At 68.9% G+C, this 15,901-nt stretch carries 10 protein-coding genes and 2 pseudogenes; 4 read left to right on the top strand and 8 right to left on the bottom strand.

Annotation, left to right across the window (positions count from 1 at the left end):
* The first annotated feature begins 58 nt into the window (after nt 1–58).
* The 3 genes from O159_RS05600 to O159_RS05590 are packed head-to-tail and all read left to right on the top strand — an operon-like array spanning nt 59 to nt 2,223.
* On the top strand, nt 59–838 hold the full coding sequence (locus tag O159_RS05600) for an SGNH/GDSL hydrolase family protein (RefSeq protein WP_021754773.1): 780 nt from the start codon (nt 59–61) through the stop codon (nt 836–838).
* Between the two features lie 44 nt (nt 839–882).
* The gene (locus tag O159_RS13900) at nt 883–1,473 is read left to right on the top strand and encodes a GNAT family N-acetyltransferase (protein ID WP_021754772.1); all 591 of its coding nucleotides are present in this window, start codon (nt 883–885) and stop codon (nt 1,471–1,473) included.
* 3 nt (nt 1,474–1,476) lie between these two features.
* The gene (locus O159_RS05590; RefSeq protein WP_021754771.1) at nt 1,477–2,223 is read left to right on the top strand and encodes an EamA family transporter; all 747 of its coding nucleotides are present in this window, start codon (nt 1,477–1,479) and stop codon (nt 2,221–2,223) included.
* Between the two features lie 93 nt (nt 2,224–2,316).
* On the opposite strand, the gene pyk is transcribed toward O159_RS05590, so the two are convergent.
* The 5 genes and pseudogenes from pyk to O159_RS05565 form a co-directional block, all read right to left on the bottom strand.
* Nucleotides 2,317–3,732: a pyruvate kinase gene (pyk, locus tag O159_RS05585; RefSeq protein WP_043994068.1), complete on the bottom strand. Its 1,416-nt coding sequence runs from the start codon at nt 3,730–3,732 to the stop codon at nt 2,317–2,319.
* Between the two features lie 63 nt (nt 3,733–3,795).
* On the bottom strand, nt 3,796–5,253 hold the full coding sequence (locus tag O159_RS05580; RefSeq protein WP_021754768.1) for a glutamate synthase subunit beta: 1,458 nt from the start codon (nt 5,251–5,253) through the stop codon (nt 3,796–3,798).
* Nucleotides 5,254–5,295: 42 nt separating this feature from the next.
* Nucleotides 5,296–9,873: a glutamate synthase large subunit gene (gltB, locus tag O159_RS05575; protein ID WP_021754766.1), complete on the bottom strand. Its 4,578-nt coding sequence runs from the start codon at nt 9,871–9,873 to the stop codon at nt 5,296–5,298.
* 155 nt (nt 9,874–10,028) lie between these two features.
* Nucleotides 10,029–11,021 (bottom strand): prolipoprotein diacylglyceryl transferase, encoded by a 993-nt coding sequence (lgt, locus tag O159_RS05570; RefSeq protein WP_407929757.1) that lies wholly within the window; start codon nt 11,019–11,021, stop codon nt 10,029–10,031.
* 82 nt (nt 11,022–11,103) lie between these two features.
* A pseudogene (locus O159_RS05565) lies at nt 11,104–12,102 on the bottom strand (IS481 family transposase).
* Nucleotides 12,103–12,146: 44 nt separating this feature from the next.
* Here O159_RS05565 and O159_RS13895 point away from each other — a divergent pair.
* Nucleotides 12,147–13,005, top strand: a pseudogene (locus tag O159_RS13895) (IS5 family transposase).
* Nucleotides 13,006–13,126: 121 nt separating this feature from the next.
* On the opposite strand, the gene trpA reads toward O159_RS13895, so the two are convergent.
* The 3 genes from trpA to trpC are packed head-to-tail and all read right to left on the bottom strand — an operon-like array spanning nt 13,127 to nt 15,890.
* The gene (gene trpA / locus O159_RS05555; protein ID WP_021754763.1) at nt 13,127–13,912 is read right to left on the bottom strand and encodes a tryptophan synthase subunit alpha; all 786 of its coding nucleotides are present in this window, start codon (nt 13,910–13,912) and stop codon (nt 13,127–13,129) included.
* Nucleotides 13,909–15,120 (bottom strand): tryptophan synthase subunit beta, encoded by a 1,212-nt coding sequence (trpB, locus tag O159_RS05550; protein ID WP_021754762.1) that lies wholly within the window; start codon nt 15,118–15,120, stop codon nt 13,909–13,911. The genes trpA and trpB overlap by 4 nt, the downstream gene beginning before the upstream one ends.
* The gene (gene trpC, locus O159_RS05545) at nt 15,120–15,890 is read right to left on the bottom strand and encodes an indole-3-glycerol phosphate synthase TrpC (protein ID WP_043994064.1); all 771 of its coding nucleotides are present in this window, start codon (nt 15,888–15,890) and stop codon (nt 15,120–15,122) included. Before trpC ends, trpB begins: the two co-directional genes overlap by 1 nt.
* Nucleotides 15,891–15,901: the final 11 nt, after the last annotated feature.

Raw genomic sequence — 15,901 nt, 5'->3', positions numbered from 1 at the left:
CGGGAGGGGTGCCCCGCCGGCAGTCCGGTGGGGCACCCGCGGGAGGTAGCGTAGCGGTGTGCTGTTCGAGAGTTACATCGCCCTCGGCGACTCCTTCACCGAGGGGGTCGGCGACGAGCTGCCCGGCGGCCGCGTACGCGGCTGGGCGGACTTCGTCGCCCTCGGCCTGACCCAGGCTTCGCCCGAGCCCGTCCGCTACGCGAATCTCGCGGTGCGCGGCCGGAAGATCGGCCCGATCGCCGCCGAGCAGGTGGAACCTGCGCTCGCGCAGCGTCTCGGACTCGTGAGCCTCAATGGCGGCGGGGACGACATCATGCGTCCCAGCGTGTCGATCGCATCGGTGGCCGCGACGCTGCTGGAGATCGCCGAGCGGGTGACCGCATCCGGCAGCCATATGCTGCTCCTCAGCGGCGCGAACCCCAGCCGTCATCTTCCGCTCGGCCGTCTCATGCGCAAGCGGGGAGATCAGCTCGCGGACGCCGTGCGCGCCCAGCTCCCACGGGAGGGCGTCACCTTCGTGGACAACTGGGCAGACGAGACCCTCGAAGACCTCCGCTACTGGTCGGAGGACCGCCTGCACCTGAACGCGCTGGGGCACGCCCGGGTCGCGTGTGCCGTTCTGACCGCGTTCGGCGTCCCGGTTCCCGCGGAGTGGGGCGTCGCCGAGGTGGCCGCGGACCGGGTGGGCGAACACGCCCGCCGCACCGCCGACTACTACCGCCGCTATGTTCTGCCCTGGATCGGCCGGCGCCTCACCGGGCGCTCCTCGGGCGACGGCCGCGCCGCGAAGATCGCGACGCTCCTCCCCGTGGACCCGACCGGCGCGCGGCCGCTCTGAGGGCGGGTATCGCCAGCGAAAGCGAGAAGCGCTAGGTTCGGCCCATGACTGACAAAACGGACGTGATTGTCGAGTCGGTGGGCGGGGATTCCTGGGGCACGCTGAAAAGCGTGTTCGGCGAGAGGGGCGACGCCGCGGGTTGCTGGTGCCAATGGTTCAAGATCTCCCGCACCGAGTGGGAGAGCGAGAGCCCCGAGCAGAAAGCCGAGCGGCTGCACGCCTCCCTGGAAGCCGGCTCACCCGGTGTCCTCGCGCGTCTCGGCGGCGAACCCGTCGGCTGGGCGGCGGTGGAGCCGTTCTCGGCCTTTCCCGCCCTGCAGCGTTCGTCCCTCACCCGGCGGCGCGACGGCGACCCGGAAGACCCGTGGGTGGTGACCTGTTTCGTCGTGCAGCCCGAACACCGGCAGCGTGTCGCTGTTCCGCTCGGCGGGGTTCGAGGTGGTTCGCCGGCCCAATGCGACACGGGCGATCATGCGGCGGGAACTAAGATCGGTGGAGTGAGTTCGCAACGCAGCCGGGTGATCGCCGGGGTCGGCACCCAGGTCGCCACCGAGGTCAGCATCAATTTCGGCTCCTCGGTCGCCGGGCTCCTCATCCCGATCGTCGGCTCCCCCCTGGTGGTGGCCGTGCGCTAGGTCGTGACCGCCGTCGCCGTTTTGCCGTTCTACCGGCCGAAGCGCGCGGAACTCACCTGGCGACGGCTCTGGCCGGCGCTCACACTCGGCGTCGTGCTGGCCTCGATGAACCTCAGTTTCTACGAGGCCGTCGGTCGGCTGGGGCTCGGCATCGCCGCCACCATCGAGTTCCTCGGCCCGTTCGCGCTGGCTCTGTTCGGTTCGCGCCGCCCGCTGGATGTGGGCTGCGCCCTCGCCGCCGCTGCCGACGTCGTCCTGCTGACCGGAACGGAGGGCGCCGTCGATCCGCTCGGCGTCGTGCTCGCGCTGACCGCCGCCGCATCCTGGGCCGCCTACATCCTGCTGACCCGGCAGGTGGCGATGCGACTTCCGGGCTTGGAGGGGCTCAGCGTCGCGAGCGTGGTGGCCACTGTCCTGACCGTGCCCCTCGCCCTGGTCGCACTGGACTCCTCGCGCATCGACGTGCGGGTCGCGGGTCTGCTGCTGGCCGCCGGCATCCTCTACTCGGCGGTGCCCTATAGCCTCGACACGTTCATCCTGCGGCGGATCACACCCCGTTTGTACGCGGTGATCACAAGCCTCGGCCCGGTCATCGCGACGGTGTTCGGCGTCTACGTGCTGGACGAACGTTTCACAGCTGTCCAGCTCACCGGCGTCCTGATCGTGTGCGCCGCCGCTGCTGTCACACTCGCGACGCAGCGCGAACGGCCCCGCTCCGAACTCGAGTCGACGGCCGATTCCATCCCCTGAGCGCAGGGCCGGGACGGAACTCCGCGCCCGCGCCGAGGGAGCGGTCCACCGCCGGGAGCGGCCCAGAAGCGCAGGTCCCTCGCTCCCGTCTGGCTACAGGACGTCGCCGACCCGGTGTACGCGGATGTCGTTGGTGGTGCCGGGAATCCCGGGAGGAGAGCCGGAGATGATGACCACCTTGTCGCCGTTCTCCGCACGGCCCGTGGACTTCAGCGCCTCGTCCACCTGCGCGACCATCTGGTCGGTGTGGGTGACCCGGTCGACCACGAAGGACTCCACACCCCAATAGAGCGCCATCTTGCGACAGGTCGACTCCTCCGGCGTGAAGGCGAGGATCCGGATCTTGCTGCGCAGACGCGCCATGCGACGGGCCGACTCGCCGGACTCCGTGAACACGCAGAGGTACTTGGCCTCGACGAAGTCCGCCACATCGGTCGCGGCCAGGGTGATCGCGCCGGACTGCGTGCGTGGCTTGGTTCCGAGCGGGGCGATCCGGTCGAGACCGTGCTCTTCGGTGGACTTCACGATCTTCGCCATCGTCTGAACGGTGATCTTCGGGTATTCGCCGACGCTGGTCTCCCCCGAGAGCATGACCGCGTCCGCACCGTCGAGGACGGCGTTCGCGACGTCGGAGGTCTCGGCGCGGGTCGGAACCGGGCTGGAGATCATCGACTCCAGCATCTGCGTGGCGACGATGACCGGCTTGGCCGCACGGCGGGCGAGCTCGACCGCGCGCTTCTGCACGATCGGCACCGCCTCCAGCGGCAGTTCGACGCCCAGGTCGCCACGAGCGACCATGATGCCGTCGAACGCCTCGATGATGCCCTCCAGCGCGTCAACGGCCTGCGGCTTCTCGATTTTGGCGATGACGGGGACCTTACGGCCCTCTTCGGCCATGATCTCGTGTACGCGCTCGATGTCCACCGCGTTGCGCACGAATGAGAGGGCGATGAGATCGGCGCCCAGGTTCAGGCCCCAGCGGAGGTCGGCCTCGTCCTTCTCGGACAGCGCGGGCACGTTGACCGCCACGCCCGGCAGGTTGATGCCCTTGTTGTTGGACACAGGACCGGCAACGACGACCTCCGTGGTCACGACGGTGCCGTCGGTCTCCAGCACGCGCACACGCACCTTGCCGTCGTCGATCAGCAGGAAGTCACCCGGCTTCACATCCTGGGGAAGCCCCTTGAACGTGGTGGAGGAGATCTCCTTGGTGCCGATGATGTCCTCGGTGGTGATCTTGAAGACATCGCCCTCGGCGAGCTCGTAGGGACCGGCCTCGAACTTGCCGAGGCGGATCTTCGGCCCCTGGAGGTCGACCAGGACCGCGACCGGTTTGCCGGCGTCCTCGGCAGCCTTCCGAACGTTGGCGTAGACCCCCTCATGCACCTCGTAGCTGCCGTGGCTGAGATTCATCCGGGCCACGTCGACGCCCGCGTCGATGATGGCGCGGATGTTGTCGTAGCTGGAGGTCGCCGGCCCGAGGGTCGCGACGATTTTCGCCCTTCTCATGCTCTTCAGTGCTCCGTGATTCTCGCGCACTCGCGGGCGCGTTCTCGTGTTCGGGGGGATGCCTCAGACCAGGATGCCGCGGTCCGTGGGGCGGACCGGCGCCGGCAGTTGTGTCTCCCCTTCAAGATACCGGTCCACGGCGGCGGCCGCTGCACGGCCCTCGGCGATGGCCCAGACGATGAGCGACTGGCCACGGCCGGCGTCCCCGGCGACGAACACGCCAGCCTCGCTGGTCTGGTAGTCGCCGTCGCGCTCGAGGTTGCCCCGCTCATCGAACGGCAGGTTCAGCTGGGAGGAGAGTCCGTCCTGCTCCGGACCGGTGAAGCCCAGAGCGAGGAGGACGAGATCCGCGGGGATCTCCCGCTCGGTGCCGGTCTTCGGCACGCGGCGGCCATCGAGATACTCCGTCTCGGCCACCCGCACCGCGCGCACCTCGCCGTGCTCATTCGCGAGGAACTCGATGGTCGAGACGAGGTACTCGCGCTGACCGCCCTCCTCGTGCGCCGACTGGACTTCGAACAGCACCGGGGTCACCGGCCAGGGCTGGTGATCCGGGCGCTCGCCCGGCGGCTGTTTGCCGATGGCGAGGGTGGTCACGCTCGCAGCGCCCTGGCGGTGGGCGGTGCCGATGCAGTCCGCACCGGTGTCGCCGCCGCCGAGAACGACGACGCGCTTGCCGTCCGCGGTGATCTGGGCGGCGACCTGGTCTCCGGCGCCCGCCCGGTTCTGCTGGACGAGGTACTCCATCGCGAAGTGGACGCCCGCGAGGTCGCGGCCCGGGATGGGCAGATCCCGCGGCACCATCGCACCGGTGGCGACCACGACCGCGTCGTAACGCGCCCGCAGATCGTCCCAGCCGATATCGACGCCGATCGTCACCCCGGCGCGGAAGCGCGTGCCCTCGGCGGTCATCTGGCCGATGCGCGCCTCCAGATGCTTCTTCTCCATCTTAAAGTCCGGGATGCCGTAGCGCAGCAGACCGCCGATCCGGTCGTCCCGCTCGTACACGGCGACCGTGTGCCCGGCGCGCGTGAGCTGCTGGGCGGCGGCCAGACCCGCGGGCCCGGAGCCGACGACCGCGACGGTCTTGCCCGTGAGGCGCTCCGGCGGGTGCGGCTGCACCCAGCCGTGCTGCCAAGCCTGATCGATGATCGACACCTCGACCTGCTTGATGGTCACGGCGGGCTGGTTGATGCCCAGCACGCACGAGGACTCGCACGGGGCCGGGCACAGCCGCCCGGTGAACTCCGGGAAGTTGTTGGTCGCGTGCAGACGCTCGACGGCCTGGCGGCCCTCCCCGCGCCACATGAGGTCGTTCCACTCCGGGATGAGGTTCCCGAGCGGACAGCCCTGGTGGCAGAACGGGATGCCGCAGTCCATGCAGCGCCCGGCCTGGCGGCGCAGCTGGGCCGGGTCCCCGGCCTCGTAGACCTCTTTCCAGTCCATCAGCCGGACCGGGACGGGGCGGCGCTTCGGCAGCTCTCGCTCGGTCGTCTTCAAGAAACCTTTGGGGTCAGCCACCACTCACCTCTTCTTCGACGGAAACCACACGGTCAGGCAGTGTCATCCGCCGGTCACCTCCAGAATCCGGTTCCAGACGACATCGCCGTCGGGGTCGAGCCCTTCGTCCACAGCTTCCTGACGCATCTGCAGCACAGCCGCGTAGTCGCGCGGCAGCACTTTGACGAACCGCACGACAGTCGCGTCGAAGTCGGCCAGCAGCCGGTCGGCGAGCGCCGAGCCGGTCTCGGCCCGGTGCTTCTCCAGCAGGTCGCGGACGATCTCGACATCGGCGCTGCCGAGCGGCAGCAGCTCGAGCTCGCCGCTCGCGAGAGCCTCCCGGTTGACCCGGGCGGGCGCGAGGTCGTACACATACGCCGTGCCACCGGACATGCCCGCGCCGAGGTTCCGGCCGGTGCCGCCGAGGATGACCGCCAGGCCGCCCGTCATGTACTCCAGCGCGTGATCGCCGACGCCCTCGACTACGGCCGTCGCACCCGAGTTGCGCACGAGGAACCGCTCGCCGACGATGCCGCGGATGAAGAGGCTCCCCTGGGTCGCTCCGTAGCCGATCACATTGCCCGCGATCACATTGCGCTCCGCGGGGAACACACTGCCGCGCGGCGGGCGGACGACGATCTGGCCGCCCGAGAGGCCCTTGCCGACGTAGTCGTTGGAGTCGCCCTCCAGGCGCAACGTGATGCCGGCCGGCAGGAACGCGCCGAGCGACTGGCCTGCCGAACCGGTCAGCGTGATGTCGATCGAGCCGGTCGGCAGACCGTTCTCGCCGTGGCGGACGGTCATCTCGTGGCCGAGCATCGTGCCGACGGCGCGCTCGGTGTTGCGGATGGGCAGGCTCAGCTCCAGCCTGCCACCGTTCCCGAGCACCTGCTGTGCCGCCTCGATCAGCGGATTGTCGAAGTGCTCCGCCAGCTCGTGGTCCTGGTCGCGGCCGTGCTTGCGGGGGGCGTCCGCCGGGAGCTCGGGGCCGCGCAGGATGGGCGCGAGGTCCATCCCCGACGCCTTCCAGTGCTCGACGGCGCGGTCGACGTCGAGCAGCTCAGCGTGACCGACCGCCTCATCGAGGCTGCGGAACCCGAGTTCCGCGAGGTACTCGCGCACCTCCTGGGCGATGAACTCGAAGAACGTCACCACGAACTCCGGTTTGCCGGAGAACCGGGCGCGCAGCTCGGGATTCTGCGTCGCGACGCCGACCGGGCAGGTGTCGAGGTGGCACACGCGCATCATGACGCAGCCCGAGACCACCAGCGGCGCGGTCGCGAAGCCGAACTCCTCTGCTCCGAGCAAGGCGCCGACGATGACGTCCCGGCCGGTCTTCAGCTGGCCGTCGACCTGCACGACGACGCGGTCCCGCATCCCGTTGAGCATCAGGGTCTGCTGGGTCTCCGCAAGCCCCAGCTCCCACGGCGTGCCCGCGTGCTTGAGCGAGTTGACCGGGGACGCGCCCGTGCCGCCGTCGTGCCCGGAGACCAGGATGACGTCTGCCAGGGCCTTCGCCGTCCCGGCCGCGACCGCGCCGATGCCCGACTCGGAGACGAGCTTGACGTGGACGCGGGCCCGCGGGTTCGCGCGCTTCAGATCGAAGATGAGCTGCTTGAGGTCCTCGATCGAGTAGATGTCGTGGTGCGGCGGCGGCGAGATGAGACCGACGCCCGCGGTCGCGTGCCGGGTGCGAGCCACCCACGGGTAGACCTTCGCCGGTGGCAGCTGGCCGCCCTCGCCCGGTTTCGCACCCTGCGCGAGTTTGATCTGGATGTCGTCGGCGTGTGTCAGGTACATCGACGTGACGCCGAAGCGCCCGGAAGCGACCTGCTTGATCGCGCTGCGCCGCTCGGGGTCGAGCAGGCGCTCGAGATCCTCGCCGCCCTCACCGGTGTTGGACTTCGCGCCGAGCCGGTTCATCGCGATCGCGAGGGTCTCGTGCGCCTCCCGGGAGATCGAGCCGTAGCTCATCGCGCCGGTGGAGAAACGCTTGACGATCGACTCCACCGGTTCGACCTCGTCGATCGGCACCGCCGGGCGCTCGCCGGACTTCAGCTTGAACATCCCGCGCAGGGTCATCAGGGTCTCGGACTGGTCGTCCACGAGCGTGGTGTACTCGCGGAAGATGTCGTAGCGGCGCGTGCGCGTGGAGTGCTGGAGGCGGAACACCGTCTCCGGGTTGAAGAGGTGGGGCGCGCCGTCACGACGCCACTGGTACTCGCCGCCGGTCGCCAGCCGCTCGTGGGCGACGATCGCGCCCTCGGCCGGATAGGCGGCGACGTGACGGGCGAGGTTCTCGGCGGCGATCACCTCGATGCCCACACCGCCGAGCTTGCTCGTGGTGCCGGTGAAGTACTCGCCCACGAAATCCTGGCTGAGGCCGACGGCCTCGAACGCCTGAGCGCCGGCGTAGGAGGAGACGGTGGAGATGCCCATCTTCGACATGATCTTGAGGACGCCCTTGCCGAGCGCCTTGATCACATTGCCGACGGCCTTCTCCGGAGTCACTCCGGTGATCATCCCGCTGCGGACCAGCTCTTCGCAGGTCTCCATCGCGAGATACGGGTTGACGGCCGAAGCGCCGTAGCCGATGAGCAGCGCGACGTGGTGAACCTCGCGCACGTCTCCAGCCTCGACGATCAGGCCGACCTTCATCCGGTTCTCGGCACGGATCAGGTGGTGGTGAACCGCAGCGAGCATGAGCAGCGACGGGATGGGCGCGAGGTCTTTGGTGGAGTCGCGATCGCTCAGCACGATGAACTGGGCGCCGGACTCGATGGCCTCGTCCACTTCGGCGCACATCTCGGCGAGGCGTCGCTGCATCGCGTCCTCGCCGGCGTCGAAGCGGTAGAGACCGCGGACGGTCGTCGTCAGCCGGCTGCCCGGGCGCGGGTCGATGTGCTGGATCTTCGCGAGTTCGTCGTTGTCGATCACCGGGAAGTCGAGGACGACCTGCCGAGCGTGCTCCGGACCCGCGGTGAGCAGGTTCCGCTCCGGGCCGACGCCGAGCGCGAGCGAGGTGACGACCTCCTCGCGGATGGAGTCGAGCGGGGGGTTCGTGACCTGCGCGAACTGCTGCGCGAAGTAGTCGAAGAGCAGGCGCGGACGCTCGGAGAGCACCGCGACCGGCGTGTCGGAGCCCATCGCGCCGAGCGGTTCGGCGCCCGTCGCCGCCATCGGCTTGAGCAGGACGCGGACCTCCTCTTCCGTGTAGCCGAACGTGCGCTGTCGGCGGGTGATGGAGGCCGGGGTGTGGACGATGTGCTCGCGCTCCGGCAGATCCTTCAGGTGGATGCGGCCCTGCTTCAGCCATTCGCCGTAGGGCGCGCCGGCGGCGAGCTCCGATTTGATCTCCCCGTCCTCAATGAGACGGCCGGCGACCGTGTCGACCAGGAACATCCGGCCCGGACGCAGCCGGCCCTTGCGGACGACGCGGCCGGGCTCGATGTCGAGCACACCGATCTCGGAGGCCAGCACGACGAGGCCGTCGTTCGTGATGACGTAGCGGCCAGGGCGCAGGCCGTTGCGGTCGAGCGTCGCGCCGACGAGCGAGCCGTCGGTGAACACGATTGCGGCGGGGCCGTCCCACGGCTCCATGAGCATCGAGTGGTATTCGTAGAAATCGCGCCGGACGGGGTCGATTTCGGTCTGGTTCTCCCATGCTTCCGGAACCATCATCATCACCGAGTGCGGCAGCGAGCGGCCGGTGAGCGAGAGCAGCTCCACGACCTCGTCGAAGGAGGCCGAGTCCGAGGCGCCGGGCGTCACGATCGGGAGCACCGGGCCCAGCTCGCCGAGCAGCTCGCTCTCGAGCTGCGATTGGCGGGCGCGCATCCAGTTGCGGTTGCCCTGGACGGTGTTGATCTCGCCGTTGTGCGCGATCATGCGGAACGGCTGCGCGAGCGACCAGGAGGGGAAGGTGTTGGTCGAGTACCGCGAGTGAACGAGCGCCAGCTTGGAGGCGAAGCGCTGATCGGAGAGGTCAGGGTAGAAGGGCTCCAGCTGCAGAGTGGTGACCATGCCCTTGTAGACGAATGTGCGGCTCGACAGCGACGAGAAGTAGAGGTCGAGCTCGCGCTCGGCGCGCTTGCGGAGGAAGAACGTCTGACGGTCGAGCGCGATCCCGGCGACCGGACCGCCGTCCTCGGCCGTCCGGGCGCTCGACACGAAGAGCTGCTCGATGACCGGCATCGCGGCGCGTGCCAGAGCGCCGAGCTCGTCGGGGCGGGTCGGGACCGGCCGCCAGCCGAGGACGGTCAAGTCCTGCTCGGCGGCGATGGCCTCGACGGCGGCTTTGACGCGCTCGCGCTCCTCCGTGGCGACGGGCAGGAAAGCGTTGCCCGCGGCGTACTGCCCTGCGCCGGGGAGCGCGAAGCCCGACACGGCGCGCAAGAAGGCGTCCGGCACCTGTGTGACGATTCCGGCCCCGTCGCCGGTTCCGGCGTCGGAGCCGACCGCGCCGCGGTGCTCGAGGTGGCGGAGCGCTTCGAGCGCGGCGACGACGATGTCGTGCCCGGCCGTGCCGCGCAGGGTCGCGACCATCGCGAGACCGCAGGCGTCCTTCTCGTGGGCGGGGTCGTAGAGGCCCTGCTTTCCGGGAAGGGCGCCGAACCGGTGATGGGGAGGCGTGAGCGCCATAGTTCGACCATCCTCACAGTGTCGTAGACGTGGGATCTGGGGTGCGGGGACGCCATCGGCCCGTCACGGGACGGTTTTCGCCGTCGCTCCGGGCTGTGTGCGGCTCAGAAGTCCTCGCGCGGCCGGTGCCTCTGGTGGGACCGCCTCGACGGGTGTCAGTTCGAGCCGGAGAGGCTTGTGGCCTGGGGCTTATCGGTTCCGGTGTGTTCTTCGTGATCGTCGCCATGGAGCGTTTCTTCCGGGTCCGTCTTGCCCGATTCTACCTCAGCCTGCGGAGAGACCCACTCACGGCCCGGCAGGTAGGGGCCCGGCTCGAGTCCGGTGTGGCGCCGCGCTTGGAGGAAGAGGATGATCGCACCGAGCACGACGGCGGCGAAAGCGGCCCACACATTGCTGGGGATGCCGAGGAAGCTGAACTCGCTCGGGTCGATGCGGATCGACTCGAGGTAGGAGCGACCGAGGCCGTACCAGATCAGATAGACGGCGAGCACCCTGCCCCATTGAAGTCGGAACCTGCGCTCCAGCCAGAGGATCACGAACACCCCGATGACGTTCCAGACGATCTCGTAGAGGAAAAGCGGCTGGAACAGCGTCCCGTCCGGCAGACCGACCGGAATGGCTTTGTTGCCGGAGTCGATCTCCAGCCCCCACGGGAGAGCGGTCGGCAGGCCGAACAGCTCCTGGTTGACGTAGTTGCCGAGCCGGCCGATGGCCTGAGCGAGGAGCAGCGCCGGCGCGAGCGCGTCGGCGAACGTCCAGAACCGCAGCCCGGTCCAGCGGCAGCCGATCCCGACGCCCACCGCCCCGCCGATCAGCGCGCCGAAGATGGCGTTGCCGCCCTCCCAGATGTTCCAGATCGCACCCGGCTGGAACGGGTTCCAGACGTTGGCGCCGGGGTAGAAGAAGTCAGCCGGGTGCGTCACCACGTGGTAGAGCCGTGCTCCGATGATGCCGAGCGGAACGGTCCACAGCAGCACGTCCAGCACGACACCCGGCTCAGCGCCGCGCTTGGTGAGGCGGCGCGAGGTCCACATCGCCGCCACCACGATCCCGGTCAGGATGATGAGGGCGTACGTCTGTATCCGGAACGGCCAGAAGGGCAGATGGATCTGCGCCCACTCGGGGCCCGGGCTCGGGATGCTGGCCATCCAGCTGCTCACCGTCGCAACCACGCGATGACTCACCTTTCGATCGTGGGGGGCGCGCGAAGTCGCGCGCGGCCACCCTAGTCTAGGTGTGTTTCTCAGGGACGTTGGTCAATCTGCTGATGGGTGGCTGGCTGCCGATGGCGGTGTGGGGCCTGTGGTGATTGTAGGAGTGCAGCCAGGCCGGGAGTGCGTTGCGGCGGGCTGATTCGGAGTTGTAGTGCCGGGCGTATGCCCAGCCGTCGGCGAGGGTGCGGTGGAAGCGTTCGATCTTGCCGTTCGTCTGCGGATGGTAGGGCCGGGTGCGTTTCGGTTGGATGCTGAGCTCGGCGCAAGCGTCGCGCCAGGCGTATGAGCGGTATGCGGAGCCGTTGTCGGAGAGCACCTGTTCGACGGTGACGCCACGGCTGGCGAACCAGCCGACCGCTCGACGCAGAACAGCGATTGCAGTGGCGGCGGTTTCGTCGTCGTGGATCTCGGCGTAAGCGACACGGGAGTGATCGTCGATGACGGTATGAACGAACGCTGTGCCGGTGATCATGTCGCCGGTGATCCCGTGTTTCCCGGTCCGCTTCGCGGTGATGGCCTTGTTCCGCTCTCCCTGGAGACGTCCGACGTAGCGCCAGCCGCCACCGTCGGGGATGTTGCCGAGTTTCTTGATGTCGACGTGGATCATCGATCCGGGATGCTCGTGCTCGTAGCGGCGGGCGGGTTCGCCGGTGCGGACGTCGACGTGGCTGAGCCGATTGATCCGGCACCGGGAGAGGACCGTGTGAACGGTCGAGGCGGGCATGCCGAGCTGGGCGCCGATACCGACTGGTCCCAGCCGCTTCTTCCACCGCAGATGCACGACCTTGCGGACCAGTCTTCGCGGGGTCTTGTTCGGGCTGTGATGCGGCCGTGACGAACGGTCCAGCATTCCCGCCTCGCCCATCTCCACGTAACGACGAGCCCATCGGTCCGCGGTGCGTCAGGACACTCGGAAGTAGGTCGCCGCCGCAGCAACGGACCAGCCGTCGTCGACGACTTGGCGGGCCAGGCGGAGGCATTCGCGAGGAGTCAAAGCAGCATTAGCGTGGGTCACGAGGACCTCCTAAGAGGTGGTTTCAGTAGTCGGCGTGGCGGTGGTTGTTGTGGCTGGTTAGCGGGGATGCTGGTCGAGTGTCGACGCTTGCTGAGGATCGGTTCATTACGGATATGTTGTGGGAGCGGCTGGAGCCGTTGATTCCGCCTCGGCCGCCTGTGGTCAATGGGCGGGCTGGGCAGCCTCGGGTTCCTGACCGGAAGGTGTTCGCTGGGATCGTGTTCGTGCTGCTGACGGGGATCCCGTGGAGAAGCTCCCGCCCGAGTTGGGGTATGGGTCCGGGGTCACTTGTTGGCGGCGTCTGCGTGAATGGTCCGAAGCGGGCGCGTGGGATGCACTGCGGAAGATCATGCTCGACGAACTCGGCCAGGCTGGCATGATCGACTGGTCAAGAACCTGCCTGGACTCCGTAAGTGTCCGGGCGAAAAGGGGGGCGATCTCACTGGACCTAACCCCACGGATCGTGGGAAACGGGGCACCAAGTACCATGTCCTGACCGACCGCAACGGACTCCCGCTGCATGTGGAGATCTCCGGCGCCAACCGACACGACTCCATGCTCGTGGAACCTGTGTTAGACAACATCACCGCGATCAAGGGCGTCGGCCGCGGTCGGCCCAGACGCCGCCCGGTTATCTTCCACGCCGATAAGGCTTACGACAACCGCCGCGTCCGCTGTTACCTGCGTTGTCGTGGGATCAAGGCACGCATCGCACGAATCGGAGTCGACTCCAAACAGTGACTGGGTAAACACTGTTGGGTAGTCGAACGCACCATGGCCTGGATCCTCGCCTTCCGGAAACTCGCCACTCGCTACGACCGCACCGCCTCAACGATCACGGCGCTCGTCGCTCTAGCAATCGCGATCACCAGCGCCCGCAAACTCACCAAAAACGACTACTGAAACCATCTCTAAGTCATCGAGTGCGGGGAACTAGACAGCCCCACTCTCGACCGGGAGGTCCTCACCCATCTATCGCGTCACACCTCAACCAACGTCCCTGAGCAGCACAGCTAGATCGGCCTCAGCCGCACACAGCGCCGCGAGCCAGTTCGGCGGCGATCCGGCCCGTCGCTGCGACGCCCCCGTCCGCCAGCGCTTTGACGAGCGCCGAGCCGACGATCGCCCCGTCGGCGTAGCCGAGCACTTCCGCCACCTGCGCGGCGGAGGAGATGCCGAGTCCGACGCATGCGCTCAGCGCACCGGCCTCGCGCAGGCGACCGACGAGTGTGCGGGCCGCGACGTCCACATGGGCCCGGGCGCCCGTGATGCCCATCGTGGAGACGGCGTAGACGAAACCGCGGCTCTTCTCGACGGTTTGCCGCAGGCGGGCATCGGTGGAGGACGGGGCGGCGAGGAACACCCGGTCGAGGCCGGTGCGCTCGGAGGCGGCGAGCCAGTCGGCGCCCTCGTCGGGGATGAGATCGGGGGTGATGAGCCCGGCTCCCCCGGCGGCGGCCAGCTCGTCGACGAAGCGGTCGACGCCGTACTGCATCACCAGGTTCCAGTAGGTCATGACCAGGACAGGCGCATCCACACGGCTGGTGATCTCGCGCACGGCCGCGAAGCCATCGCGCAAGTGGAAGCCGTTCGCGAGCGCACGCTGTGTGGCGGCCTGGATGACCGCACCGTCCATCACGGGGTCCGAGTACGGGAGGCCGAGCTCGATGACATCGACGCCATTCTCCGCCAGCGCGACCGCAGCGTCGACGCTTGTGCGCAGATCGGGGAAACCCGCGGGGAGGTAGCCGATCAGCGCGCCCGCGGCCTCCTCCTTGCGGTGGGCGATGGTGTCTTCCACACGGCTCACGACTGCACAGCCCCTTCGTCGATGAGGCCGAAATAACGTCCGGCGGTCTCCATGTCCTTGTCGCCGCGGCCCGAGAGGTTGACCAGAACGACTCCCTCCGGTCCCAGCTCGCGGCCGAGGTCGAGCGCGCCGGCGAGGGCGTGCGCGGACTCGATGGCCGGGATGATGCCCTCGGTGCGGCTGAGGAGGCGCAGCGCCTCCATCGCCTCGGCATCGGACACCGGGCGGTACTGCGCCCGCCCGATCGCCGCGAGCCAAGCGTGCTCCGGTCCGACGCCCGGGTAGTCGAGCCCCGCCGAGATCGAATGCGACTCGATGGTCTGCCCGTCCTCATCCTGCAAGAGCAGGCTGCGCGCGCCGTGGAGGACGCCGGGGCGTCCCTTGGTGATGGTCGCGGCGTGACGCGGCGTCTGCGCGCCCTCGCCGCCGGCCTCGAAACCGACCAGGCGCACCTCCTCGTCGTCGAGGAAGGCATGGAAGATCCCCATCGCGTTCGAGCCGCCGCCGACGCAGGCAGCGACCGCATCGGGCAGCCGGCCGGTGAGCGCGAGCACCTGTTCGCGCGCCTCCTCGCCGATGATCCTCTGCAGATCGCGAACCATCGCCGGGAAGGGGTGCGGTCCCGCGACGGTTCCGAAGAGGTAGTTGGTCGTCTCGACATTCGTCACCCAGTCGCGCATCGCGTCGTTGATCGCGTCCTTGAGCGTGCGGGAGCCCGTCTTGACCGCGACGACCTCGGCCCCGAGCAAGCGCATGCGGGCGACGTTCAGCGCCTGGCGCTCGGTGTCGACCTCGCCCATGTAGACGGTGCAGCTGAGGCCGAAGAGCGCCGCGGCGGTCGCGGTGGCGACGCCGTGCTGGCCCGCGCCCGTCTCCGCGATGACGCGGGTCTTGCCGATGCGTTTGGTCAGGATGGCCTGGCCCAGCACATTGTTGATCTTGTGCGAGCCGGTGTGGTTGAGATCCTCCCGCTTGAGGATGAGACGGGCGCCTCCCCCGTGCTCCGCGAACCGCGGGACCTCGGTGACGATCGACGGCCGCCCGGTGTAGGAGCGGTGCAGTCCGTCGAGCTCGGCGTGGAAGGCGGGGTCGGCCTTCGCGGCTTCCCACGCCACCGACAGCTCATCGAGGGCGGCGACCAGCGACTCTGGGACGAACCGGCCGCCGAAGTCGCCGAAGTAGGGACCTTCTTCGCTGCGGAGGGACATCAGACTCCTCGGAATTCGGCGAGCGTCGCGACGGGGTCGCTCGTGACGAGCGCCTCGCCGACGAGAACGACATCCGCACCCGCCGCCCGGTAGTGGGCGACATCGGCGGCCGACTTCACAGCCGACTCCGCCACACGGATGACATCGGACGGGTACCGCCCGGCCAGACGCCCGAACAGATCGCGGTCAAGCTCGAACGTGGAGAGATCGCGCGCGTTCACGCCCACGAGCGTCGCGCCGGTGTCGAACGCGCGGCTCAGCTCGTCGGCCGTGTGGGCCTCCACGAGCGCAGTCATGCCCAGCTCGAGGATCAGGTCGTGCAGTTCGGTCAGCTGCCGCTGCTCCAGCGCGGCGACGATGAGGAGCACGAGGTCTGCGCCCGCGGCGCGCGCCTCGAACACCTGGTACGGGTCCGCGATGAACTCCTTGCGGAGGACCGGGAGCGACACGGCCGCGCGCACGGACTCCAGATCCGCCAGTGAGCCGCGGAAGCGACGCTCCTCGGTGAGGACGCTGATCGCGCTGGCGCCGCCGGTCTCGTAGAGGCGCGCCAGAGCGGCGGGATCGGGGATCTCGGCGAGGTCGCCGCGAGACGGGCTCGCGCGCTTGACCTCGGCGATGACCTTCACACGGTCCGCCGGGGCGAGCGCGTCGAGCGCGTCGAGCGCCGGGGTCTGCGCGGCGGCCGCGGCCTCCACAGCGCTCAGGGGGCGCTCCGCCCGGCGCCGGGCCGCATCCTCCAACGCGCCGGCGGTGAGATCGGCGAGCAGGTCGACGGGCA

This window comes from Leifsonia xyli subsp. cynodontis DSM 46306, from assembly GCF_000470775.1.
Classification (GTDB): Bacteria; Actinomycetota; Actinomycetes; order Actinomycetales; family Microbacteriaceae; genus Leifsonia; species Leifsonia cynodontis.
This window is presented reverse-complemented; position numbering and strand designations above follow the sequence as displayed.

Bases quoted from the DNA above. Each gene is read 5' to 3' on its own strand.
- O159_RS13900 (WP_021754772.1), top strand. From the start codon at position 883: ATGACTGACAAAACGGACGTGATTGTCGAGTCGGTGGGCGGGGATTCC.
- pyk (WP_043994068.1), bottom strand. From the start codon at position 3,732: ATGAGAAGGGCGAAAATCGTCGCGACCCTCGGGCCGGCGACCTCCAGC.
- gltB (WP_021754766.1), bottom strand. From the start codon at position 9,873: ATGGCGCTCACGCCTCCCCATCACCGGTTCGGCGCCCTTCCCGGAAAG.
- lgt (WP_407929757.1), bottom strand. From the start codon at position 11,021: ATGGCCAGCATCCCGAGCCCGGGCCCCGAGTGGGCGCAGATCCATCTG.
- trpB (WP_021754762.1), bottom strand. From the start codon at position 15,120: ATGTCCCTCCGCAGCGAAGAAGGTCCCTACTTCGGCGACTTCGGCGGC.